23 protein-coding genes are annotated in these 21,345 nt (G+C 56.5%); 13 read left to right on the top strand and 10 right to left on the bottom strand.

Going from position 1 to position 21,345, the window contains the following annotated elements; translation table 11 throughout:
- A partial coding sequence (locus H7850_RS16925; RefSeq protein WP_227370657.1) for an aldehyde dehydrogenase family protein occupies positions 1–347 on the bottom strand: 347 nt, incomplete at its 3' end.
- Positions 348–680: 333 nt separating this feature from the next.
- Between H7850_RS16925 and H7850_RS16920 the strand changes: the two genes are divergently transcribed.
- Together H7850_RS16920 and H7850_RS16915 are read left to right on the top strand one after the other, a co-directional pair.
- Positions 681–2,333 (top strand): nitrite/sulfite reductase, encoded by a 1,653-nt coding sequence (locus tag H7850_RS16920; RefSeq protein WP_227370656.1) that lies wholly within the window; start codon positions 681–683, stop codon positions 2,331–2,333.
- Entirely contained in the window at positions 2,326–2,868 is a 543-nt protein-coding gene (locus H7850_RS16915; RefSeq protein ID WP_227370655.1) for a DUF934 domain-containing protein, read from the top strand. Before H7850_RS16920 ends, H7850_RS16915 begins: the two co-directional genes overlap by 8 nt.
- A gap of 80 nt (positions 2,869–2,948) precedes the next feature.
- Here H7850_RS16915 and smrA read toward each other — a convergent pair whose 3' ends face one another.
- Positions 2,949–3,554 carry a DNA endonuclease SmrA gene (gene smrA, locus H7850_RS16910; protein WP_227370654.1) on the bottom strand — a complete coding sequence of 202 codons (606 nt, stop codon included), beginning with the start codon at positions 3,552–3,554 and terminating at the stop codon, positions 2,949–2,951.
- Positions 3,555–3,571: 17 nt separating this feature from the next.
- On the opposite strand from smrA, the gene H7850_RS16905 reads away from it, so the two are divergent.
- From H7850_RS16905 to H7850_RS16890, 4 genes are all read left to right on the top strand, one after another.
- Positions 3,572–4,099 carry a gamma-glutamylcyclotransferase family protein gene (locus H7850_RS16905; protein ID WP_227370653.1) on the top strand — a complete coding sequence of 176 codons (528 nt, stop codon included), beginning with the start codon at positions 3,572–3,574 and terminating at the stop codon, positions 4,097–4,099.
- A gap of 143 nt (positions 4,100–4,242) precedes the next feature.
- Positions 4,243–4,863 (top strand): NAD(P)H:quinone oxidoreductase, encoded by a 621-nt coding sequence (gene wrbA / locus H7850_RS16900; RefSeq protein WP_227370652.1) that lies wholly within the window; start codon positions 4,243–4,245, stop codon positions 4,861–4,863.
- Positions 4,863–5,273, top strand: a complete 411-nt coding sequence (locus H7850_RS16895; protein ID WP_227370651.1) for a DUF2069 domain-containing protein — start codon at positions 4,863–4,865, stop codon at positions 5,271–5,273. The genes wrbA and H7850_RS16895 overlap by 1 nt, the downstream gene beginning before the upstream one ends.
- A gap of 107 nt (positions 5,274–5,380) precedes the next feature.
- Positions 5,381–5,854, top strand: coding sequence for a c-type cytochrome (locus tag H7850_RS16890; RefSeq protein ID WP_227370650.1), 474 nt, complete (start codon positions 5,381–5,383; stop codon positions 5,852–5,854).
- A gap of 8 nt (positions 5,855–5,862) precedes the next feature.
- On the opposite strand, the gene H7850_RS16885 is transcribed toward H7850_RS16890, so the two are convergent.
- Positions 5,863–6,531 carry a cytochrome b/b6 domain-containing protein gene (locus tag H7850_RS16885; protein ID WP_227370649.1) on the bottom strand — a complete coding sequence of 223 codons (669 nt, stop codon included), beginning with the start codon at positions 6,529–6,531 and terminating at the stop codon, positions 5,863–5,865.
- Positions 6,532–6,663: 132 nt separating this feature from the next.
- Between H7850_RS16885 and H7850_RS16880 the strand changes: the two genes are divergently transcribed.
- From H7850_RS16880 to pdxH, 3 genes are all read left to right on the top strand, one after another.
- Entirely contained in the window at positions 6,664–7,365 is a 702-nt protein-coding gene (locus tag H7850_RS16880; RefSeq protein ID WP_227370648.1) for an AzlC family ABC transporter permease, read from the top strand.
- Positions 7,365–7,703 carry a branched-chain amino acid transporter permease gene (locus H7850_RS16875; protein ID WP_227370647.1) on the top strand — a complete coding sequence of 113 codons (339 nt, stop codon included), beginning with the start codon at positions 7,365–7,367 and terminating at the stop codon, positions 7,701–7,703. The genes H7850_RS16880 and H7850_RS16875 overlap by 1 nt, the downstream gene beginning before the upstream one ends.
- 84 nt (positions 7,704–7,787) lie before the next feature.
- A complete protein-coding gene (gene pdxH / locus H7850_RS16870) occupies positions 7,788–8,429 on the top strand; it encodes a pyridoxamine 5'-phosphate oxidase (protein ID WP_227370646.1) in 642 nt (213 codons plus the stop codon).
- 86 nt (positions 8,430–8,515) lie between these two features.
- Here the strand turns inward: pdxH and H7850_RS16865 are convergent, their stop codons facing one another.
- From H7850_RS16865 to H7850_RS16850, 4 genes are all read right to left on the bottom strand, one after another.
- On the bottom strand, positions 8,516–9,409 hold the full coding sequence (locus H7850_RS16865; RefSeq protein WP_227370645.1) for a glycine betaine ABC transporter substrate-binding protein: 894 nt from the start codon (positions 9,407–9,409) through the stop codon (positions 8,516–8,518).
- 149 nt (positions 9,410–9,558) lie between these two features.
- Positions 9,559–10,398, bottom strand: coding sequence for an ABC transporter permease (locus tag H7850_RS16860; RefSeq protein ID WP_264477462.1), 840 nt, complete (start codon positions 10,396–10,398; stop codon positions 9,559–9,561).
- Positions 10,398–11,600, bottom strand: a complete 1,203-nt coding sequence (locus H7850_RS16855; protein WP_227370644.1) for a quaternary amine ABC transporter ATP-binding protein — start codon at positions 11,598–11,600, stop codon at positions 10,398–10,400. Before H7850_RS16855 ends, H7850_RS16860 begins: the two co-directional genes overlap by 1 nt.
- Before the next feature lie 242 nt (positions 11,601–11,842).
- Positions 11,843–14,587, bottom strand: a complete 2,745-nt coding sequence (locus tag H7850_RS16850; protein ID WP_227370643.1) for a GNAT family N-acetyltransferase — start codon at positions 14,585–14,587, stop codon at positions 11,843–11,845.
- Positions 14,588–14,692: 105 nt separating this feature from the next.
- Between H7850_RS16850 and H7850_RS16845 the strand changes: the two genes are divergently transcribed.
- Together H7850_RS16845 and H7850_RS16840 are read left to right on the top strand one after the other, a co-directional pair.
- Entirely contained in the window at positions 14,693–15,679 is a 987-nt protein-coding gene (locus H7850_RS16845) for a histone deacetylase family protein (protein ID WP_227370642.1), read from the top strand.
- A gap of 107 nt (positions 15,680–15,786) precedes the next feature.
- Entirely contained in the window at positions 15,787–16,449 is a 663-nt protein-coding gene (locus tag H7850_RS16840) for a helix-turn-helix domain-containing protein (RefSeq protein ID WP_227370641.1), read from the top strand.
- A gap of 54 nt (positions 16,450–16,503) precedes the next feature.
- Here H7850_RS16840 and H7850_RS16835 read toward each other — a convergent pair whose 3' ends face one another.
- The 3 genes from H7850_RS16835 to H7850_RS16825 all read right to left on the bottom strand — a co-directional run bounded on the left by H7850_RS16835 (position 16,504) and on the right by H7850_RS16825 (position 19,928).
- The gene (locus H7850_RS16835) at positions 16,504–17,940 is read right to left on the bottom strand and encodes an APC family permease (protein ID WP_227370640.1); all 1,437 of its coding nucleotides are present in this window, start codon (positions 17,938–17,940) and stop codon (positions 16,504–16,506) included.
- 129 nt (positions 17,941–18,069) lie between these two features.
- Entirely contained in the window at positions 18,070–18,999 is a 930-nt protein-coding gene (locus H7850_RS16830; protein ID WP_227370639.1) for a substrate-binding domain-containing protein, read from the bottom strand.
- A complete protein-coding gene (locus tag H7850_RS16825; protein WP_227370638.1) occupies positions 18,999–19,928 on the bottom strand; it encodes a formate dehydrogenase accessory sulfurtransferase FdhD in 930 nt (309 codons plus the stop codon). Before H7850_RS16825 ends, H7850_RS16830 begins: the two co-directional genes overlap by 1 nt.
- A 161-nt stretch (positions 19,929–20,089) precedes the next feature.
- Between H7850_RS16825 and H7850_RS16820 the strand changes: the two genes are divergently transcribed.
- Complete coding sequence (locus tag H7850_RS16820; protein WP_227370637.1) at positions 20,090–20,524, top strand: DUF3305 domain-containing protein; 435 nt, start codon at positions 20,090–20,092, stop codon at positions 20,522–20,524.
- Positions 20,521–21,198 (top strand): DUF3306 domain-containing protein, encoded by a 678-nt coding sequence (locus H7850_RS16815; RefSeq protein ID WP_227370636.1) that lies wholly within the window; start codon positions 20,521–20,523, stop codon positions 21,196–21,198. The genes H7850_RS16820 and H7850_RS16815 overlap by 4 nt, the downstream gene beginning before the upstream one ends.
- Positions 21,199–21,345: the final 147 nt, after the last annotated feature.

Raw genomic sequence — 21,345 nt, 5'->3', positions numbered from 1 at the left:
GCACGACCGCCGTCGAGTTCGCGTTCTTCATCCGCCAACATCTTACCCGCGTTATCGGCGCTGTATTCACAGATCGCGGCACACAACTCGATCTCATCACCGCCCTGAGAAATCGGCTTGCCCATTTCCCGGGTCATCAGCGCGGCGTACTCGCCCTTCTTCGCCCGCAGGCGCTTGGCGATCTCGCGCAGGATGTTGCCACGCTCCTCGAGGCTAGTCTTGCGCCACTCGAGAAAGGCCTTATGAGAATCATTCAGTGCCTGCAGCGCTTGCTCATCGCTGATCACGTCATAGGTGGCGATGGTCTCGCCGGTGGCTGGATTGATGGTCTGATGTGTCTTCGCCATGTCGTTCATCCTTTTGCAACAGTCCATGTAGCCCGTGATGGACGGGCATGTAAGCAGGGTTTCGTCTCGCTGAACGCCCCAGCTTCTAATCAACTGCATCATAGGCTAGGACAGACTTCTGATATCACGCAAATGCAATTTGGTTAATTATGATATGCGTTATGCTGATATCCTGGATAAAAAACCTTCTGCATCGGTTCTTTTAATAACTTTAAGATCAAACTGAATTATTATTTATTCTTTCTCAGAATATAAAATGTCATGTAATGTTGCTTCGATTGCACACGCTCTTCATACCTTGGCCAAGCACTCTTATAAAACGGATATGCCCGTATGTATCGGTACGACACTTACGATCAGACCCTCGTCGATGAACGCGTCGTTCAATTTCGCGATCAAATGGAACGCTATTTATCCGGCCGGCTAAGCGAGACCGAGTTTTTACCCTTGCGCTTGCAAAACGGCCTTTATATTCAGCGTCACGCTCCGATGCTGCGCATTGCGATTCCCTACGGAATGCTTTCCGGCAAACAGCTACGCGTTTTGGCGGATATTGCCCGGCGCTATGATCGCGGCTATGGGCATTTCACAACCCGCCAGAATCTGCAGCTCAACTGGCCCAAGCTGGAAGACATTCCGGATATCTTGGCGGAACTTGCTCAGGTCCAGATGCATGCCATCCAGACCAGCGGCAACTGCATCCGCAATACCACCACGGACCAGTTCGCCGGCATTGCCAATGACGAAGTGGAAGACCCACGCCCGTGGTGTGAGTTAATTCGCCAATGGTCGACCCTGCATCCGGAATTCGCCTATCTACCGCGCAAGTTCAAGATTGCCGTGACCGGGGCCGAACAGGATCGCGCCGCTATTCAATCCCACGATATCGGCCTGCGCCTGTGGCACGACGCTGAAGGCGAGTTGCGGATTCGGGTGCTGGCGGGGGGCGGCATGGGGCGGACGCCCATGCTGGGTGATGTAGTCTGTGAAGATCTTCCTTGGCAGCATCTACTGACCTATCTCGAGGCCTGCGTGCGTGTCTACAACCAGTTCGGTCGCCGGGACAACAAGTTCAAGGCGCGCATCAAGATACTCGTCAAGGCTCTAGGAATTGAAGAGTACCGCCGGCGTGTCGAGGAAGAGTGGGCTCACCTGAAGGATGGCCCCCAGACGCTTACTCAGGCGGCGATCGATAGTGCCAAGGCTCACTTCCCGGAGCCCGAGCGCCGAGATGTCAGTGACGCCGCCATCGCTGCCTACGAGCAACTGCGTCAGAACGATCGCGCCTTTGCCCGCTTCGTGACCAACAACGTCACCGATCACATCGTGCCGGGCTACAAGGCAGTGACGCTATCTCTTAAGCGCCGCGAACACGCCCCGGGCGATGTAAGTGCCGATCAGATGGAGGCGGTTGCGGATCTGGCGGATGTGTTTGGTTTTGGCGAACTACGAGTGACCCACCAGCAGAATCTGGTGTTCTCCGATGTGCCGGTGGATGAGATCGAGACGCTGTGGCACAAGCTCCAGGATCTGGGCATGGCCAATCCGACCGTGGGTACGCTGAACGACATCATCTGCTGCCCGGGTGGCGATTACTGCGGGCTGGCCAACGCCGTCTCCATTCCTATCGCCCAGGCGATTCAGGAGCGCTTCGACGATCTGGATTATCTCTACGATCTGGGCCCGGTGGATCTGAATATCTCCGGCTGCATGAATGCCTGTGGCCATCACCATGTCGGCAATATCGGTATTCTCGGCGTCGACAAGAAAGGCGAAGAGTATTACCAGATATCCCTGGGCGGCAACTCCTACAACGACGCCTCCCTGGGCAAGATATTGGGCCCCTCTTTTTTTCGCGAGGATGTGCCCGGCGTCATCGACAAGGTGCTGAACGTTTATGTTCAACAGCGCCATGAAGATGAGCGCTTTCTGGACACCTATCGCCGTATCGGAATCAAGCCTTTCAAGGAGCAGGTATATGCTTAGCAGTGCGCTCAAGATCGACGATGCGATCTTCCAGGATGATCTCGCCAATACTCTGTTGATCAAACAAGGCCAGCCCACTCTGGATGTCTGGAGCCTGTCTCGCGATGAAGAAAGCCTGCCGGACGTTCGCCCCGCCATCGTGCCCTTGCACCTTTGGCGACAGCATCGCGAACAGGACGGCCTCGCCCCGTGGCTTGCCAGCGATACCGAGCTTAGCCCTGATCTGGTGGCTGAACTGCATGACGCCCCAGTGATCGCCATCGATTTTCCGGCATTTACCGATGGCCGCGGCTATACCCTGGCCAGACTGCTACGCGAGCGCCACGGTTACGAAGGCGAGATTCGTGCCATCGGCGATGTGCTGATCGATCAGCTCTACTACATGTCACGCTGCGGCTTCGATGCCCTGGCCCTCAGGGACGATCAACCCCTGGAAGACGCCCTGCGCTGGCTAAAGCCGTTTAGCGTCAGCTATCAGACGGATGTCGATGTTCGCGAAGCCCTGTTCGAGCGCCGCTTGCGGGAAGCCAGTTGAATCGAAGGCTTGCATGGAAGCAATTACGCCGCCCAAATAGGCGGCGTAATTGTTTTCAGTCCGTAATGGGTGAAGAAAACCTACCCCCGCCGCTTCTGCTGGCGCTCTCGGTTGCGCGCGCGAGCCCGGTCGGACTTGCGCAGCATCACGTAGGTGGCGCCGATACCGCCATGTGAAGATGTTGCGGACGAATAAGCCTGCACCTGCTCGAACTGCATCAACCATTTCGCCACATAGGAACGCACCACGTTGGCATGGCTATCAAGCGCCCTGCCCCTGCCATGCACGATCAACAAGGAGCGCAGGTCGTGTTCGATGGCATCATTCAGGAAAGTGAACAACTCACGCCGGCAATTGCGCACGGGCTGCTTGATCAGGTTCAGACGCGCTTCCGGAGCATAGCCACCGTGCCGCAAGCGCTCGAGTACGCCAATCTGAATACCATCGCGGCGATATTCGATGGGGTCGCGATGCGGCAACAAATCGACGAATTCATCCGTCAGGAAGTTGTTGCCCTCGCCTTCTTCGATGGCACTGGCACGGCGAGCCAACTGCGCCTCGCTAGGCGTACGTGGGGCGCTGTTGACGTTCGCCTTGTCCCGGCCCTTGGATAGCGGTCGAACGTCGCCTCCTTCGCCCCCCAGCAGATGACTGAAATCGGTGTCATGATTCATACAGCGGTTCATCGCGATGTCCTCGACGTATGACTTATCTAATCATCATATCAGATGCTCTTCCCTGTACTTCAAGCCATGGGCTGGTGGATGCGGAACGAACCATGCATCATGAGCGGATCTCCAATACCCTCAGGATAATCGTGGTTCTCTTGCGCCGCCTCTTTATCGCCACACTGGTTGCTCTCGGCATACTGCTGTTCTATCTCTGGTACGTGCTGCTGAGCCCGTTTGGTTATGAAACACCAGAAAACCTACCTCCTATCTCCGAAGGAGAACATCAGGTTTTCGTGTATGGCACCCTCCGTTACGGTCTCATCCGCTGGCTAGTCTACGATCGCTGGGGCAATCCTCAGCAAGCAAACTTATCCGGGTATCGCCGGGATGAACTCGATCTTGAAGAAGTGCCCGGAGCGCAGGTAAAAGGATTCATTCTCAAAGTCGATGCTTCAGAATTAAAGCAGTTGGACCGCTACGAACGACTTGGTATTCGCTACAAACGTGAACGAATCAAAATTGACGATGACATATCCGTTTGGGTCTATTTGCGGAGGTAATTTTTTGTGTTTAAACAATAGATAACGGTATAAAAATCGCGTTTGTCGTCCTGGCCCGGCCCGCTTACACTAGGCTTCAACCTATATGTAACTTGACACCTCACCACAACCTTATATACCTACGCCCACAGACTGGAGTCGCCATGAGCGTTTCCCATCCTTATATCTTGGTTCTTTACTACTCGCGCTCCGGCGCCACGCGCACCATGGCAGAACAGGTAGTTGCGGGGATCGAATCAGTCGCTGGAATCGAGGCGCGCTTGCGCACGGTGCCGCCGGTATCGACGACCTGCGAGGCCATCGAACCGGAAATTCCCGCTGAAGGCGCGGTCTATGCCACCATCGATGAGTTGCGCAACTGCGCGGGCCTTGCCATCGGAAGCCCTACCAGATTCGGTAACATGGCGGCCCCGCTGAAATACTATCTCGATTGCACCAGCGAACTCTGGATCAACGGCGCGCTGGTCGACAAACCGGCTACCGCTTTCACTTCCACCGCCAGCCTGCACGGCGGGCAGGAAGCCACGCTACTCACCATGCTCGTGCCCCTGCTTCATCAGGGCATGGTCTATGCGGGCATACCCTATAGTGAGAGTGGCTTGCTCGAAACGACGAGCGGCGGCACACCTTACGGTAACAGCCACGTTGCCGGGGGTAGTAGCGATCGCAGCGTCGATGATACCGAACGTACTCTCGCCCGGGCTCAGGGCAAACGCATTGCGCGTCTCGCCCTGGCTCTGCGCTCGTTGCACGAGGAGAAATAATGCGCGCCGCCCTGGAAGGGTTCGAAGCCCGGCATGGTATCGAGTCGCTCGCACACCGCACGCGAAGGATCGTCTTGGCCAGCTATATCGTACTGGTGATCCTGTTGCTGATTGGCGGATGGCAGTTACAGGCTCAAGGCAGTAACGGTTTTCTGCCCGTGCTGGTACGAGTATTACCCTTGATACTGTTTCTGCCCACGCTTTATACGCGCCGCCCTCGCGGTCATGCCTGGCTGGCCTTCGTGAGCCTCTTGTATTTCATGCAAGGCGTGATGCTGACCACGTTGCCCGGCAAAACCTGGCTCGGTTTGCTGGAAGTCGTGGCCAGCCTAACCCTGTTCGTCGCGAGCATGCTTTACGCACGTTGGCGCAGCCGCGAATTGCAGAGCCAGCAACCTCAACGTCTTTAAGAGTAGCGGGTTACTGCTATCCTCAAGGTATCCGGCGATACAACGAGCTGGGCAACCCCCTCGAATCGATGGCTTTCGAGGGTCTATAAAACGATGGGGAGAGACCGATGAGAGTCGTGATAAGTCTTGGTGTTGCTGTTTCCTTGCTGATGGCATCCAGCGTTACACAAGCGGCGGACGAGAAGCAGATCAAGGAAGCAATTGAGTATCGGCAGTCTGCGTTGAGTGTGATGGGATGGAACTTTGGCCCGCTGGGGGCCATGGCCAAGGGCGACATGGAGTACGATGCCGAGGAAGCGTCAATGCGGGCTGAACGAGTTGCCGTGCTTGCCAAGATGCCCTGGGAGGGCTTCATCGAAGGCTCGCTGCGCGGAGCAGGACATGGTGCCGATACCGATGCGCTCGCCAAAATTGCCGATAATCGCGACGATTTCGAGTCTCTGCAGCGGGAAATGGAAGACGCCACCGCCAAGCTAGCGGAAGTCGCTCAACAAGACGATTACGCGGCGCTGCGTCAGCAAGTAGCTGCGACTGGCAAGACCTGCAAGAACTGCCACGATGAGTATCGTGCGGATGACTGATTGCTAGCTCAGCTATTCCAGAGCCATGTCATCAGCCCTACCGCCAGTACGAGCATCACTACGGCACGCCACTGCACGGCCCGAGTTCCCGGGCCGTCGACAGGCGCAGAGACCAACCGTTTGTGGCCATTGAACATTGCGCCTACCAGTTTTTCACCCTTGAGCCGATGCACGACCACCGCCGCAATATGCAAGCCAACCAATATCAGTAAAAAATTGCCGTTGTAGTTATGGATGGTCGTCAGAAGCTTGGTGGTCCCGTCACTTACGCTGCCATACAGCGGTGCTTCGAACAGAATATCGTCATGCAGAAATAACCCGCTCCCCGCCTGTAGTGTCAATGACAGCAGCATGATCAACATCATCCACCCGCCCAGTGGATTATGGCCTGCGTAACTTGGCGCCCGGCCCCGCAGGAATAACCAGAGATAGCGGCCGGATTCGAATGGCGAGCGCAAAAAATTTAGAAAACGCGCGTGGCGACTGCCAAAAAAACCCCAAAGCCAGCGAAACAGCAGTAGGCCCAGCACCGTATAACCTGCTCGAGCATGCCAGTCGACGGGAAACATCAACGGGTAGCCTTCAGTCTTCATGGTGTAAAACGATACGATCAACACCAGAACCAGCGCCCAGTGAAAAATTCGCACCCAAATATCCCACACCCAGATCCTTTGCATGCTTCACCCGTTTTGCGAATGCTAATATGGAGCGAAACCTGAACGCCGGACAAAGCTTCATTCAGGCATTTATGCGCACTTTTGCTTGAATAGGTACCTTAGAATACTCCGCTACAGCAAGGAAGGGATTCATTGTCGCTCATCGCTCAATGGCGTTACGCCAGCCTACAAACCCTGCCGGTCATGTTCGGTTACCTACCCTTGGGGGCAGCCTTCGGCATCCTGTTCATGCAGCTTGGTCACCCCTGGTGGATGGCATTGGCCATGTCGCTTTTCATTTATGCCGGTGCAGGCCAGTTCATGGCGGTCACCCTTCTGGCTAATAATGCTGGGCTACTTGAAGTCGCGGTTGCAACCTTCATGCTCAACTCCCGGCACCTCTTTTATGGTTTGTCATTGCTCAAACGCTTCAAGGGCGCGGGATGGCGCAAACCCTATCTGATTTTTGCTCTGACGGATGAAACGTATTCGTTGCTGACCAGTCAGGGTCAGCAAGCACAAGGACCAGACGATCATGCCAATGCCTGGCGCATCAGCTTGTTGAATCAGCTATGGTGGGTGCTGGGGACTCTAGCGGGCGCCATGGCCGGCGCACTGCTCGAGTTTGACAGTCGCGGTATCGAGTTCGCGCTGACGGCGTTGTTCATCGTACTTACTCTGGAGCAAGCGAGCCGGCTGCGTCAGGCGCTGCCCTTCGTCATTGCACTGCTGACTGGATTGGGCGCCTTGATACTGCTGCCGGAACAAGATCTGCTGCTGGGTGCCATCGGGGCCGCCAGCCTGATACTTCTTGCGCATTACCACTGGATCGATCGAAGCCAAGGATCACGCTGATGGAAACCTCCACGCTACTCATATTCATTGTCATCAGCGCTCTGGCGACTTTTGCTACCCGAGTACTGCCGTTCATCGCCTTGTCCCGGCATGCGGATCACCCATTGATTCTGCACCTGGGGCGCTATCTCCCGCCGGCGGTAATGATGATACTGGTCATCTATGCCCTGCGGGATTTTCGCCCCCTTGCCGAGGGCCATATGAACATGACGCCCAATGGCTTGCCGGTCATCATCGCCTCGCTCACCGTAGTCGCCATGCATCTGTGGCGACGCAATGCCCTTTTATCGATCGTCGCGGGAACCGGACTTTATATGCTGATGGTTCAATTGGGCTGATATGCTCTAGGAAGAAGCCAACGACCGGGAGTTTACCCCCATGCCCGCGTGCAGCAAAGATCACGAAAACATCAGGAGTACGCCATGACCCATGACATTGCCGATGTTAGGCGCAACTACAGCGGAAGTAGTCTCGATACCGCAACCACGCCAGACAATCCCATGCCGCTTTTTCAGGAATGGCTGGAGACAGCGCTTGAGCAAGAGACCGATGATGCCAACGCCATGACCCTGGCAACGGTGGACGGTCAAGGGGTTCCCCATGCTCGTATCGTACTGCTCAAGGGCATCGATGAGCGCGGTTTCGTCTTCTATACCAACTATCAAAGCCACAAGGGCAGCGAACTAGCCAACGTACCTCAAGCGGCCATCGTTTTCTGGTGGCCCAAGAGCCAGCGCCAGGTACGCATAGAGGGACACGTACAGCAAGTCGATGCGGAAGAGTCCAATCGCTATTTCGAAAGTCGTCCGCGTAATAGCCAGCTAGGCGCCTGGACCGCCCTGCAAAGCGTGGAGATACCGGACCGGGAATGGCTGGAAGAGCGTAGTAAGCGCTTCGAAAAGGTTTATGAAGGCCAGCCTGTGACTCGTCCTCGGCATTGGGGCGGCTACCTGATTACGCCGGAAATGATCGAGTTCTGGCAGGGCCAGCCGGATAGATTGCATGATCGGGTACGCTATCATCTCTACGATCAGGGATGGTTCAAGGTACGCTTGGCGCCCTGAGATTTTCATGGTCGCTTGAACGTATCAACGCTGAACGCCCAACCAAGTGGTTGGGCGTTCGTCGTTCATGCAGCATGTTTCAGGGCTTATGACACATCGCCGATCCATTCATCGACCATGTCCTGATGGTCCTCTACCCACTTCTTGGCATTCTCATAAGGATCGCTGCCCTCTTCCTGGTTCATCATCATGACCTCGCCCATGTCCTCGGCGGTCCACTCGAAGTTATCCAGTATCTGATAGGCACCGGGCATATCGTCCTTCAGGCCCTGGCGGACGATGGTATGAATCTGCTCGGCGCCGCCATAGACGCTCTTGGGGTCGTCGAGATACTTGAGATCCCAGCGGGCGAACATCCAGTGAGGGGTCCAGCCGGTGACCGCGATATTCTCTTCATTCTGAATGGCGGCCTTCAAGGCGGCGGTCATGGTCGCGCCGCTGCCGGTGCGCAGACGAAGATCGCGATCCAGGCCGTACTCATCGAGCACGTCCTCGGTCAGCGCCATGATGCCGGCGCCCGGGTCGATACCGATGATTTCACCATCGATGCTATCCGCCTTGTCTCCAAGTTGATCGATGGAGTCGATATCAGTGTAGCCCGGAACGACCAGGCCAAGCTTGGTGCCGTCCAGATTGACGCCTGTATCGACGACCTTGTCCTTGGTTTGGGCGTAATAATCCTTGTGGGTCGTCGGCAGCCATCCCGCCAGGGTGGCATCCGCATCGCCGTAGGCAATGGCCTGCCACATGGAAGCGCCGGACAAGGAAGACATCTCAACACCGTACCCCGCCTGCTCGAGCACAGCGCGCATGACGTTGGTAGACGCGACCGTCGAGGACCACTCGACGTAGGCAAGGGTCACAGAGCCCTTGTCCTGGGCATAGGCACTGCCCATGGTTCCTAGTCCGACTCCCAACCCCAGGGCTAGCGTTAGTGTGGTGGTGCGTAGCGTACTTGACATGATAGTGATTGTTTTCATGATTTCCTCTTTCTCGCCTATTGTGTTCGAGGTGCAGCGTCGCCTTCCTGTCTTTCTTCCTACTTCCGGCTTCCTGCTGATACCTCTTGCTGCCAAAGCTGGCCGACGATGCCGGCCAGCGTCCTGCTCCTTTCAAACTATCTTGTTTACTATGGCTTTTTAGTCTTGCGGAAAGCCTGTGTCAGACGATCGAGCAGCATAGCCAGAATGACCACAGCAATACCCGCTTCAAAGCCATCCCCCGGGCGCAGACGTTGAATTGCCTTCCATACTTCATTACCCAGGCCATCCGCCCCGATCATGGCGGCGATGACCACCATGGACAGCGCCAGCATAATGGTCTGGTTGATACCGGCCATGATGGTCGGCAAGGATAACGGCAGCTGTACCTTGAGCAGCTTCTGGCCTCGAGTCGAGCCAAACGCATCTGCGGCCTCGACCAGCTCCGTAGGTACCTGGCGAATCCCCAGGGTGGTGAAGCGAATCGCCGGCGGCATGGAGAATATTACCGTGGCGAAAATCGCCGAGACAGAACCGATGCCGAAGAATGGTATGGCCGGAATCAAATAGACAAAGGCCGGCATAGTCTGCATGAAGTCCAGCACTGGCATGATCACGCTATAGAACTTATCTGACAGCGCCGCGAACACACCTACCGGCAGCGCAATCAACACCGCCACCAACGTTGCAATCACAACCAGGGTCAGGGTTTCGATCATCGGGAACCACAGTCCCATGTTCCAGATCAACAGGAGACCCAATACCGCCCCAATCGCCAAGCGCATTCCCGCCAGGCGCCAGCACAGCAAGGCAATGATCGCCATCAGGGCCCATTCGGGTAGCCACATCAAGGCATCGTTGAGCGCACTGATACCGGTTTGGGTAAAGCGCGAAATGCCGCGGGTCACGCCGGAAAATTCGGAGGTCAGATAGTCGAGTCCGGTTTCAATCCAATCGCCAAGCGGAATGCGGGGAATATCGATAGCCATCAGTGTTCTCCTGCTTCAGCAAGTTGTGCCAGTACCGCGCCCTTGACCACAACGCCCAACAAGCGCTGGTCGTCATCGACAACGGCAATCGGAAAGCTCTTGTCGCCGAACATGGCGAACAGGTTGTGCAATGGCTCGTCCGGGCCGACCTTGGGGAAATCGTTGCCGATCAAACCTTCTATACTCTGCTGACCTTCCCTGGCGGCCCGATCGGCGACATCCGCCTCCAGCAGCCCGAGTAGCTTACGCTGACGATCGGTAACGTAGATGGAATCCAGGCCGTTTTCACTGAGTTTGCGAAGCACGGTACGCGGCCCGTCATCGCTGCGTGCTACGGCACGTACCGGACGCATGGCATGTCGCGCATTGAGAATGCGCGACATGTCGACCCCTTCGGTAAACCGTGCCACGTAATCGTCCGCCGGGTGGGTCAGAATGTCTTCCGCCGTGCCGATCTGAACGATTTCCCCATCCTTCAACAAGATGATGCGATCGGCGAGGGCCAGCGCCTCATCCAGATCGTGGGTGATGAAGATGGTGGTCTTCTTCATGCGATGCTGGAGTTCGAGCAACTCTTGCTGCATGTCCTTGCGGATCAGCGGGTCCAGCGCCGAAAAGGCCTCGTCCATCAGCAGTACGGTAGAATCGTTGGCCAATGCCCGGGCAAGCCCCACACGCTGCTGCATGCCGCCGGAGAGCTGGCTGGGCATCGAATCTTCCCAGCCTTCGAGACCCACCTGAAGAAGCGCTTCCCGAGCTTTCTTGGCCCGTTCTTCCTTGTCAAAACCGCGAATTTCCAGTCCAAACTCCGCATTGGCCTGAACGGTGCGATGGGGAAACAGTGCAAAGTGCTGGAAGACCATGGAAAAGTGCCGGCGTCGGCACTCCAGCAACTCTTTTTCACTGAGCTTGGGAATATTCTCATCGTCAATGACGATATCGCCTTCCGTGGGCTCGATCAGCCGGTTGAGGCATCGAATCAGGGTGGATTTCCCCGAGCCGGACAACCCCATGATGACAAGAAGCTCGCCTTCCTTGACATCGAAACTGATATTGGACAGTCCTAGTGTTTGCCCGGTCTTCTCGAGGATTTCGGCACGCTTCTTTCCCTCGTCGCGCAGTTCCAGTGCTTTCTTGGTATGGTTACCGAAGACCTTACTCAGTCCGCGCACCTGGATCTTGATGTTTTCGGTCTCACTCATCGATTCATCCGTTCTGTGGTTATTTGTATCGAATGACAAAAGTAGCGCCAGCAATTGGGATACAAGACAACAATTATCGATTCATATCAAAAAATGATGCTCTTATCTTTTTTTAATAATTTAAAATTATAGAGGCCGTATCATACGGAGTCGCCTGGACAGGATCAAATCAGGATTGCCATGTTCCAGGCGACTGCGAGTTCGTCATGTCCTCGATCCTGAACTCATAATCGCTACAGCACTCAAGGTTGCGCTTCGAGACGGTGACGCTGCCAATCGTTATCCGGCTCGTTGAGACGCAGCACCGCGTCCACTACCTGTTCTTCCATGTTGTAGTGGGAGGTGAATCCCAGGTACTTCATCAACCCCCGCATGGGGTGGTTGTCCACCATGATCTTGCCGATCATCTCCAGAGTGCCGACGCTCTTGCAGTAACCGATCATCTTCTTCATCAGTACGCTGCCCAAACCCACGCCTTGCATGTCATCGCGAATGATGACGGAGAATTCCGTGCGAATGTTGTCTGGATCGTTCCACACCCGAACCACGCCAAGCATCTCTTTTTCTCCGTCCTCTAGCGTATGTTCCGCGATGAAGGCCATTTGACGGTCGTAATTGATCTGAGCCAATAACGCCAGATCCCGCTTGGTCAGATCCGCCTTGTTGTGGAAATAGCGAAAGCGAATGCTCTCCTCGGACAGCCGGGAATGGAATTCAGTAATCAGCGGCGCATCCTCACCTCGCACCGGGCGGATCTCGACCCGCATGTCATTCTTGAGGGTTACCCATTCTCGTAGCTCTTCCGGGTAAGGCATGATGGCATGACGGGCGGGCTCGCCCAGATCCAGAGCAAAATCCACCGCGATCATGCCGTCCCGGTTGAGCAATAGCGGGTTGATCTCGAGGCCGCGCAGTTCGAGCAGATCTGACGCCATCTGGGAAAGCTTGACCAGCAGTTGGCACAACCTGTCGATATCTCGCTGTGGATCCGGGGAGTGGTCGAGAATCAACTTGCCCGCATGGGTATTGGCAATCAGATCGCCGGCCAGGGTCATGTTCAAGGGTGGCAAGGCGACATGGCGATCCGCCATCACGTTGGTGCGATAGCCGCCAATGCCGAAGACGATGACCGGACCGAACACCGGGTCTCGCGTGATGCCCGCACTCAGTTGAATCGAGTGCTTGCCCCGCTGCATGGGCTGCAAGCAATAGCAGTGTATCTCGCTATCCGGAAATTGCGTCTTTATCTCGTGCTGGAGACGCTCCACACCGCTGGCAACATCGCCGGCGCTGTTCAAATCCTGCAGCAAGCCAGAAGATGGCTTGCGCTGATATTTCGGATAATGGTAAGGCAGACAACCTTGCTCATGGATCGCCTTGAGTCCCAGCGGTGCCTGCAACTCTTCAAAAGCGGCTGCCGCTTCTTCCGCACTGACAACATAGCGGCTAAGCGCTATCGGGATACCGTAGGCCTGAAGCACTTCGCCAGTCTTCTGGTGGCTCAAGCGATCGCGACCACTCGCCTTGGCCTCGGCGATCAATCCATGGCACTTCTGGCGATTGTCAGTCGTGATCCCGAAGGGCAGGCTGGGCGGGGTTTCCTGAAGCAGTGTCTGCACCCGCTGGTAATCCACCATATGGATGAACGCCTTGACCGCTTTTTCGGGTGAAATATAGGTCGGGATACCCGCCAGATGACACTCGTGCCGCGCGGACAGCGCCTCTTCCAACCCCATCCAGCTGGTGAGCAGATTACGCTTGAAGCGCTTACGATTGGCAACGACCGCTTGTGCAGTGGCCTTGGAGGGTGCCAGTCGGGTTGGCGCATGCACGACCAGCACCGCATCCACATTGGCATCAGCGGCGACGATCTCTAGAGCACCGACGAACTTCTCCGGCGTGGCATTGCCGCCCAGATCCACCGGATTGCTTCCGGGCAAACTCATGTCAAAATCGCTTTCCAGCAGCGCTTGTCGTGTCCCAATGGTAAACTGCGCCAGCTTGCCCCCAGAGGTAATCAAACGATCGATGGCCAATAGCGCCGGCCCTAGCCCATTGGCGACGATAGCCAGGCGATCGCCGCGCAAGGGACGCATGCGAGACAGGGTGCCAAGAGCATCGAACAGCTCATCGGAGTTGTCCACGCGTACCACCCCAGCACGGGCCAGAGCCGCGTCATACACGCTGTCACGATTGATGACCCCTGGCGTGGGTGGAAGCCCGGAAAGATCCGATTCAGGCGTACGCCCACTCTTGATCGCCAGAACCAGGCGATTGCGCGAGGCTTCCCGCAGCGACGTCATGAAATGCTGAGCATCGTTGATACGCTCCAGATGCAGTAGAATAGCTTGCGCTGGGGAGTTCTGATTAATGTAGTCGATCAGATCCGGAAGCATGACATCAACGCTGTCGCCCAGGGTCACCAGATGCGAGAAGCCGATGCCCTGCCCCGCAGCCCAATCGATCATGGCATTGCCGAGCATACCGGACTGGCCCAGATAAGCGACCTTGCCGGTCTTGACCGGCTGGCTGGAATAGGTGGCATTAAGATGCCGGCCGGGAACGATAAGCCCCATGCATTCGGGTCCCAGCACCCGAATCCCGGAGCGTCTGGCAGCCGCCAGCATCCGCTCACGCATCGACCCTTCCTTACTGGTACTTTCATCCAGAAAAGAGCCGCCCGAAAGCACCAGCACCGCCTTGACGCCGAGACGCCCCAGCTGCTCTATCGTCGCGGGCACCGTCACCATCGGAGAGCATACGACCGCTAAGTCCGGAGCCTGAGGCAGATCGAACACTTTCTTGACGCATGGAACACCAAAGACAGCATCGTAGCCTCTGGGATTGACTGTCCACAGGGAGCCCGGAAATTTGCCCTCCTGCAGACTGCGAATCACCAACCCGCCCATGGAGTTGTTCTTTTCGGAGGCGCCAATCACCACCACGGAGTTCGGCTCGAAGAAGTTGCGCAGAAAACGGGTACCCACGGCGATCTCCTGACAGAAAAATCATGCTTGTGTACGACTTAAGAACACTGTCCTGTAAGTCGCATTGCCGATTACTGTTGCATCATAACAGTGTGGAGAACCGTCATGATCACATCCTTTATTACGCATCCTCATTGCGTTCTTCACAACATGGGGCCAGAACACCCGGAAAGTCCCAAACGCCTGGATGCGATACTCGCGCGCATGGCCCTTGAAGGCATCCTGCAGCAGACCATGCAGTCCGAAGCCAAGCCGGCCAGTGACGAACAGCTCACTCTGGTGCATCCGCAGCGTCATTTGCGCTCTCTGGACAAATGCGTACCCGAACACGGCGGGCTGACCAATCTTGACAACGACACTTTCATGAACCCGGAAAGTCTCAATGTTGCCCGCCTGGCATCCGGCTCCGTGGTGCGCGGCATCGACCAGGTCTTTCGGCAGCAGGCGGACAACGTATTTTGTGCCGTGCGTCCGCCGGGGCATCATGCCGAAGCAACGGAAGCCATGGGCTTCTGTTTCTACAACAATGTCGCGGTCGGGGCCGCTCACGCACGAGCGAAGTACGGCCTCAAACGTATCGCCATACTCGATTTCGACGTGCATCAGTGCAATGGCACCATCGATATCTTTGCCAACGATCCGGACATCCTCATCTGCACTAGCTATCAGTACCCGTTCTACCCTTGGCGCTATCTACGCCCGGAGGCGGACAACGTGGTCTGTACCCCATTGGATGCGGGCTGTGACAGCCGTACCTTTCGTCGCACAATCGAGCGCGACTGGCTGCCGGCGCTGCAGGCCCATCGGCCGGAGTTGATACTGGTTTCCGCCGGTTTCGACGCCCACCGGGAAGACCCAATGGCGGATATCTGTCTGGAAGACGAGGATTATTACTGGATCACCAACCTGGCCATGGACGTGGCTCGGAGCTATGCCAATCATCGCTTGGTGTCGGTGCTTGAAGGCGGCTACAACCCGGAGGCTCTGGGCAGATGCGCCACGACCCATGTCAAGGGATTGCTGGGCCTGCCCTATCACGAGAAGCATGGCGAGGATGCCTGTCGCTACGACTCCCCCTTGTCCAGGGGGTAAGCTCAGGCAAAGAGGAAACAAGCCAAGGACCGGAAGCCTCATCGAGCGTTTGAGGCCAAGAGGTATGCTAGAATCCAGGAAACTTTGTTTCCTATAGTGAACTCATCATGTCCGCTACTACCGACCAGGAAACCGCACTGCGCATCGCTTCAGGCCGAAAACCCTTCGTCGAGCCTCTGCGCCTCGGGGAGCGGCTCAAGGAAATTCGTCTGGCCAGCCGATGGACCCTGGACGATGTCAGTCAGCGCACTGGGCTCGCTCGCTCTACTCTGTCCAAGATCGAAAACAACCAGATATCGCCGACCTTCACTGCCGTACAGAAACTCATCACTGGACTGGGAATCGATCTGCCGCAGCTGCTCAGCCCGCCCAAGACACAAGCTCATACCCTGGGCCGACGCGATTTGACCCGAAGCGGCGACGGGCAGCAGCATCCGACCCCTACCTATGAGCATGAACTGCTGTCCTGCCAGCTGGCACAAAAACGCATGATCCCCTTCAAGACCATCGTGCGGGCGCGGGATTTCAGGGAGTTCAACGAGTGGGTTCGCCACGATGGCGAGGAGTTCTTGATCGTATTGGACGGCTGCGTGCGTTTGTATACCGAGTTCTACGAACCTCTGCGCTTGGAACAAGGCGACAGTCTCTACTTTGACAGCGATATGGGCCACGCTCTGATCTCGATCAGCGAGCAGGACGCCACGATATTGTCGGTGTGCACCTCTTCCGAAATTGCGCTGGAAAGCGCTGCTTCCCGGAACTGCTCATAAACTGTTCATAAAAAAGCCCTCGATATCATTCGAGGGCTTGCTTGCCAAGCATATTCAACGCCCGGCGTAAGGATCCTCCCCGGCCAACTCCCGCTGCATCACCTTGGCGGCGTAATCCGTTCCGTAGCGCACACGGGACCAGGCATACATGATCAACCCGAGAATCATCCAACCACCGAACACGACCCACTCGATAGGTAGCAGTGCCGACGGGCTGCCGGGCAGATACAGCACCACCATCCCCAGGGATAGAATGACGGCTAATCCGCCGACCAGCTTGCCCTGGGCCACCATGAAAGGCCGCTTGAGCCGGGGCTCACGATAGCGCAGCACTAGAAACGAAAGCGCGACGAAAAAGTAAGCGATAACGATGCCTAACCCGCCTGCATCCACCAGCCAGACCATGGTCGGGCGACCGAAGAATGGTGCAATGCTTGAAAGGATGCCGATCATCAGGATGGCATTGGTCGGCGTGCGATAGCGCGGATGCAGCTTGCCCAGAAAGGCGGGCAACATGCCCGCATGGGCCAAGGCAAAGATTGCCCGGGAGCCACCGATATAAAAGGCATTCCAGCTGGTAATAATGCCTGCGATACCCGCCAGCACCATCAGGTTGCCCGCCCAGGGTGCGGCAAACACCGCCTGCATGGCATCCGGCACCGCCAGGGAACTATTCGCCAGCGCCTGTGGGTTCAACATCAACGAAGTGCCCAGAATGATCAGGGCATACCAGAACACCGCGAGGATGACGGAGGCCATGAGCACCCGGCCGATTTCACGAAAAGGCAGATTGATCTCCTCTGCGGCCTGAGGAATGACGTCGAAACCGACAAACATGAACGGCACCATGATCAGTACCGTCATGATACCGCCGATGACACCGTTCTCGACGCTGAACAGAGGCTGCATGGTAGCGCTGTCGCCGGTGAAGAGTGCACCGGTGATGAACATGACGCCTACCACCAGAATCAGCACAGTCACCACTTTCTGTACCAGCGCCGCGGTGCGGATACCAACGTAGTTGATCACCATCATGGCAAGCGAACCCGCCACGCCAACCGCTACCCAGCTGGCGGTCACGTCCCACCCGGCAATGGTCCATAGATGGCCCACGGCGTAGTTGGGAAACAGCTGCTCGACCACGGTCGGCAACGCAACGGCCTCGAAAGAGACCACGCTCACGTACCCCAGCACAATGGTCCAGGTACAGATGAACGAAGCAAAATGACCCAGCGCCCGATAGCTGTAGACGTGTTCGCCACCCACCTGAGGCATTGCGGAAGCCAGCTCTGCATAGGTCAACCCCACCAGCACGATGGCGATGCCACCGAACACGAAGGCCGTGATCGCACCCACGCTTCCTGCGGACTGTATCCAGCTGCCGGTCAAAACAATCCAGCCCCAGCCGATCATGGCGCCAAAGGCAAGCGCCAATACGTCCTTGCGCGCCAGCACGCGTGCCAGCTTGTTCTCCGCAGTTGAATCCGTCATCAGTCGCCACCTCGCATCTATTGATTTTATTGGGCTATCAGGTGTATTCGTGTCATATATTCAACGATGAGCAACGCTAATTGGACTACTCCGGTAATACAAGTGTTTTCTGACCGCCTTCAACCAAAGTCAATCGTGCTGTACCGCATCGCCCCGCCATAACAACTTGCCACACTCTTCAAGCGAGTAGCCGCCCAGGGACTGAGCCAGAGCAAGCCCTGGCGCACTGTCCAGATAATCGAACAACTGACGCAGCAAAGAACGAAAATAGACGTTGCGAGGCGTGACCAGATCAAAGGCTTCTTCACTCATCGGTATGAACCCCAGGCCGAACTCGTTGGCGGCGGACAGGGTACCTGGACCGATATCCGCCTCGTTGCGCGCAATCAGTGAGGCAACCTCTCTTTCACTATAGGCGATAGCATTGCAATTGAGTTGTTCGAGGCGCAATTGCTGGCCGGCCAACCACTCTTTCAGAAAACGCTGTGAGCCAGCTCCCTCCTGACGCATTACCCAACGCCTGCTGGCACCAGAAAGCCCATGGGTAAACCCCTGAGGATGCAGGGATAAATGACGATCCTCACTGCGAATGATCAGCCCCTGAGTGCGCCGGAACAATCGGACCAGAACCCAGTGACGGTAGCCTTGATGACCGCGAATCAGCGCCGGATGACGAAGCTCACTCTCCTCGGCGCGCCCCCAGTGAATGGCGCAGACGTCCGCCCTGCCTTTAGACAAGAGTTCCAGACCCAGCTGTGTACCAGTCACGCTATGGCCGTAGAACGCCTGGCCGCGCTGCTGCTGGTTGAGACGCATGACCATGGCAGCCAGTAACGGATCGTCACTACCGGTGATCATCAAGCGATCCGTGAGCACACCGTGATGACAGGATTCGAGAATCCAATGCTCCACCAACCTGCGTGGAAAAATCCATTTGCCGGTAATCTTGGTGGCCGGCAAGGCGCCATCGCTGGCTAGCTGGTAGATCTTCTTTTCGTTCAGATGCAAGAGTTCTGCTACCTGATGAACGTTGAGGAAGGGATTGTCCGCTTCGCTCACTAGCTTCCCTCCTGGGCAGACAAATCACTTGGCTTGTCTCGAGACGACGATATGGAATGCCTGGATCCTTCAAGACTCTTTCGGCTTTGGGGTCGTCGAGGCGGCGGGCTGTCCAGTATCAAACGATCGGCATGGTAAATGGCCTGGAAATGCTTGCCCTTGGCCCGAGCAATCAACAATACCCCGAAGCGCTGGGCCAGCTCGACGCCTTTTTGCGTTACCCCGGAACGCGACACCAGCACACTGATGCCCATCTGAGCCACCTTGAGTACCATCTCCGAGGTCAAACGCCCAGTGGTATAGAAGACATCTGCTTCGCCGGCACCCGCCACGGATCCTTCATCTGCATGTAACCATTGACGACCTGCCAGGGTATCTACCGCATTGTGCCGGCCAACATCCTCGACGAAATCGAGCACCTGGTCCTGATGACACGAGGCGCAGCCGTGAACGGCACCGGCGTTGCGATAGGTTTCGTTATAGGCGCCCAGGTTGTCGAGCAATCGGTAGAGCACGGATTGTGCTAGCCGCGTCTCGGGCAAGGGGTTGAGGGAAGCGGCATCCAGCAGACCTCCGAATACAGTGCCCTGGCCACAGCCGGTAGTGACAGTACGCTGAGCCAGCCGCGCTTCGAGATCCTCGGGTTGATGTCGGGTAACGACCGCTGCGGCTTCCACTTCCCAATCGACCTGCACCGCCTGAAGATCCTCTCGTCGAGCAATCAGCCCCTGATTGCGCAGATAGCCAATTACCAATGCTTCGGGTTCGGCACCCAGAGTCATCAGAGTGACGATCTCGCGACGATTGAGATACACTGTCAGCGCCCGCTCGGCAGCGATGGCCTGTTGCCGGGTCTCGCCATATTCGTCTATAACGGAAATTTCCACGGTAGTCGGCAAGCGCGCCTGACTTACGCTGATAGAGCTCATGACAAGCATCCTCCTGAGAACGTGTTTGCCAACTCGCTAGATCATGAACGGGCTCCAGACCACGAAGCGGCATGAGCACTATATCGGTTACAATCCCCCTCAGACCAGCCAGGCGTTGCACGCCCGTTAACGCCAGCCGTTCTTGTCAGGAGTACCTTGTCATGACCAACAGCAGTCTACGCACCTTGAGTCTCGAACTTGAAGCCGTTGAGCGCACGGTCAAGGGCTTCAGCATGACCCAGTGGCACGTTGCCAGACTGGAACCTGGCAATCAGGGACCTGACGTGCTCGAACTGCAACTATATATGACCGAGCGACTCGCTTACCGCCACAATCTCTCCTCTGAAAGGCCGCGCCTGTTCGTGCGCTGTAGCGAGAACCAGAGCGAACACCAGAGCAAGGCAAACGCTATCACTGCCAGTCAGGAAGTGGCTGCCGGCTGGATGGACGGTGACTGGCTGGTACTCGATGCAACCATGCCCCTGGCTATCCAGGTGTGGTTGGAAGCCTATTTGGCACGTCACGGCGAGGCGCCGGACGAAGGACGCAAGAAGAAGCGCAAGGGTGCCGGCCGCGCCCGGGAGGATCAGGCATGAGTCGTTTCGAACGCTGGTCGAGGCGCAAGCGTGGTCTGGAAACCGAGGAACGTTCCGACGAACAGCTTCCTGCCACGCCCCCTTCGCCAACGCAGTCAGTTCAGGAACAAATGCACGAAGAGGGCCCTCAGGAAGGTAGCTTCGTCTCAGAAGAAGAGCAGGCGCAGACGAACCCGCCGGAAGCGTCTCACTCTCCCCCGAATGGTCAGCCGGAACACATCGATGCCGAGCTTCCTGATCCGGATACGCTTGCACCAGAGAGCGATTTCAGCGCGTTTTTACAGGCTAATGTCAGTCCAGCGCTCAAGCGTCGTGCGCTGCGGCGCATGTTCATGGCAGAGAATTACAATGTGCGGGATGGCCTCGACGATTACGATCACGATTTCACCAAGATGCGCAAGCTCAGCACCGAGACCTCGGCGCAATTGAGAAGCTGGATGCGCAAGCTCACCGAAGAGACCGATGAGCCAATGGATGAAACCCTCCCCGAGGGAACCCCGACGGTAACCTCGGCCTCGGAGGAAACACAGGACACAGATGAGAAAGCGAATGGCTCAAGTACCGAAGCATCGTCTACTGAGAGCAAGTACCTTGATAACAACGGTAATGAAATGGATCAGGAGAATGTAGGTAACGCTTCTGACCCAGTACGATCCACTAACCGGTCAGTTTGACGCAATTCAGCACGGTTTGAACGGCTGAGCTACCATCGGCTTCCCTTTTATGGAAGTTTAACTGCCTCTGGCCAGGTTCAAAGCCTGCTTATATTATTGAAATAAAGGATTTCGGCGACTGCTTTGATCTGGCGATCATCTAAAATC

The organism is Halomonas sp. M20 (assembly GCF_020622265.1).
In the GTDB taxonomy this organism is placed as follows: Bacteria; Pseudomonadota; Gammaproteobacteria; order Pseudomonadales; family Halomonadaceae; genus Modicisalibacter.
This window is presented reverse-complemented; position numbering and strand designations above follow the sequence as displayed.

What these genes read in the sequence shown, in the direction of transcription:
- H7850_RS16920 (WP_227370656.1), top strand. Translation starts at nt 681, where the DNA reads ATGTATCGGTACGACACTTACGATCAGACCCTCGTCGATGAACGCGTC.
- H7850_RS16915 (WP_227370655.1), top strand. Translation starts at nt 2,326, where the DNA reads ATGCTTAGCAGTGCGCTCAAGATCGACGATGCGATCTTCCAGGATGAT.
- smrA (WP_227370654.1), bottom strand. Translation starts at nt 3,554, where the DNA reads ATGAACCGCTGTATGAATCATGACACCGATTTCAGTCATCTGCTGGGG.
- H7850_RS16905 (WP_227370653.1), top strand. Translation starts at nt 3,572, where the DNA reads ATGACTTATCTAATCATCATATCAGATGCTCTTCCCTGTACTTCAAGC.
- wrbA (WP_227370652.1), top strand. Translation starts at nt 4,243, where the DNA reads ATGAGCGTTTCCCATCCTTATATCTTGGTTCTTTACTACTCGCGCTCC.
- H7850_RS16895 (WP_227370651.1), top strand. Translation starts at nt 4,863, where the DNA reads ATGCGCGCCGCCCTGGAAGGGTTCGAAGCCCGGCATGGTATCGAGTCG.
- H7850_RS16890 (WP_227370650.1), top strand. Translation starts at nt 5,381, where the DNA reads ATGAGAGTCGTGATAAGTCTTGGTGTTGCTGTTTCCTTGCTGATGGCA.
- H7850_RS16885 (WP_227370649.1), bottom strand. Translation starts at nt 6,531, where the DNA reads ATGCAAAGGATCTGGGTGTGGGATATTTGGGTGCGAATTTTTCACTGG.
- H7850_RS16875 (WP_227370647.1), top strand. Translation starts at nt 7,365, where the DNA reads ATGGAAACCTCCACGCTACTCATATTCATTGTCATCAGCGCTCTGGCG.
- pdxH (WP_227370646.1), top strand. Translation starts at nt 7,788, where the DNA reads ATGACCCATGACATTGCCGATGTTAGGCGCAACTACAGCGGAAGTAGT.
- H7850_RS16865 (WP_227370645.1), bottom strand. Translation starts at nt 9,409, where the DNA reads ATGAAAACAATCACTATCATGTCAAGTACGCTACGCACCACCACACTA.
- H7850_RS16860 (WP_264477462.1), bottom strand. Translation starts at nt 10,398, where the DNA reads ATGGCTATCGATATTCCCCGCATTCCGCTTGGCGATTGGATTGAAACC.
- H7850_RS16855 (WP_227370644.1), bottom strand. Translation starts at nt 11,600, where the DNA reads ATGAGTGAGACCGAAAACATCAAGATCCAGGTGCGCGGACTGAGTAAG.
- H7850_RS16845 (WP_227370642.1), top strand. Translation starts at nt 14,693, where the DNA reads ATGATCACATCCTTTATTACGCATCCTCATTGCGTTCTTCACAACATG.
- H7850_RS16840 (WP_227370641.1), top strand. Translation starts at nt 15,787, where the DNA reads ATGTCCGCTACTACCGACCAGGAAACCGCACTGCGCATCGCTTCAGGC.
- H7850_RS16835 (WP_227370640.1), bottom strand. Translation starts at nt 17,940, where the DNA reads ATGACGGATTCAACTGCGGAGAACAAGCTGGCACGCGTGCTGGCGCGC.
- H7850_RS16825 (WP_227370638.1), bottom strand. Translation starts at nt 19,928, where the DNA reads ATGAGCTCTATCAGCGTAAGTCAGGCGCGCTTGCCGACTACCGTGGAA.
- H7850_RS16820 (WP_227370637.1), top strand. Translation starts at nt 20,090, where the DNA reads ATGACCAACAGCAGTCTACGCACCTTGAGTCTCGAACTTGAAGCCGTT.
- H7850_RS16815 (WP_227370636.1), top strand. Translation starts at nt 20,521, where the DNA reads ATGAGTCGTTTCGAACGCTGGTCGAGGCGCAAGCGTGGTCTGGAAACC.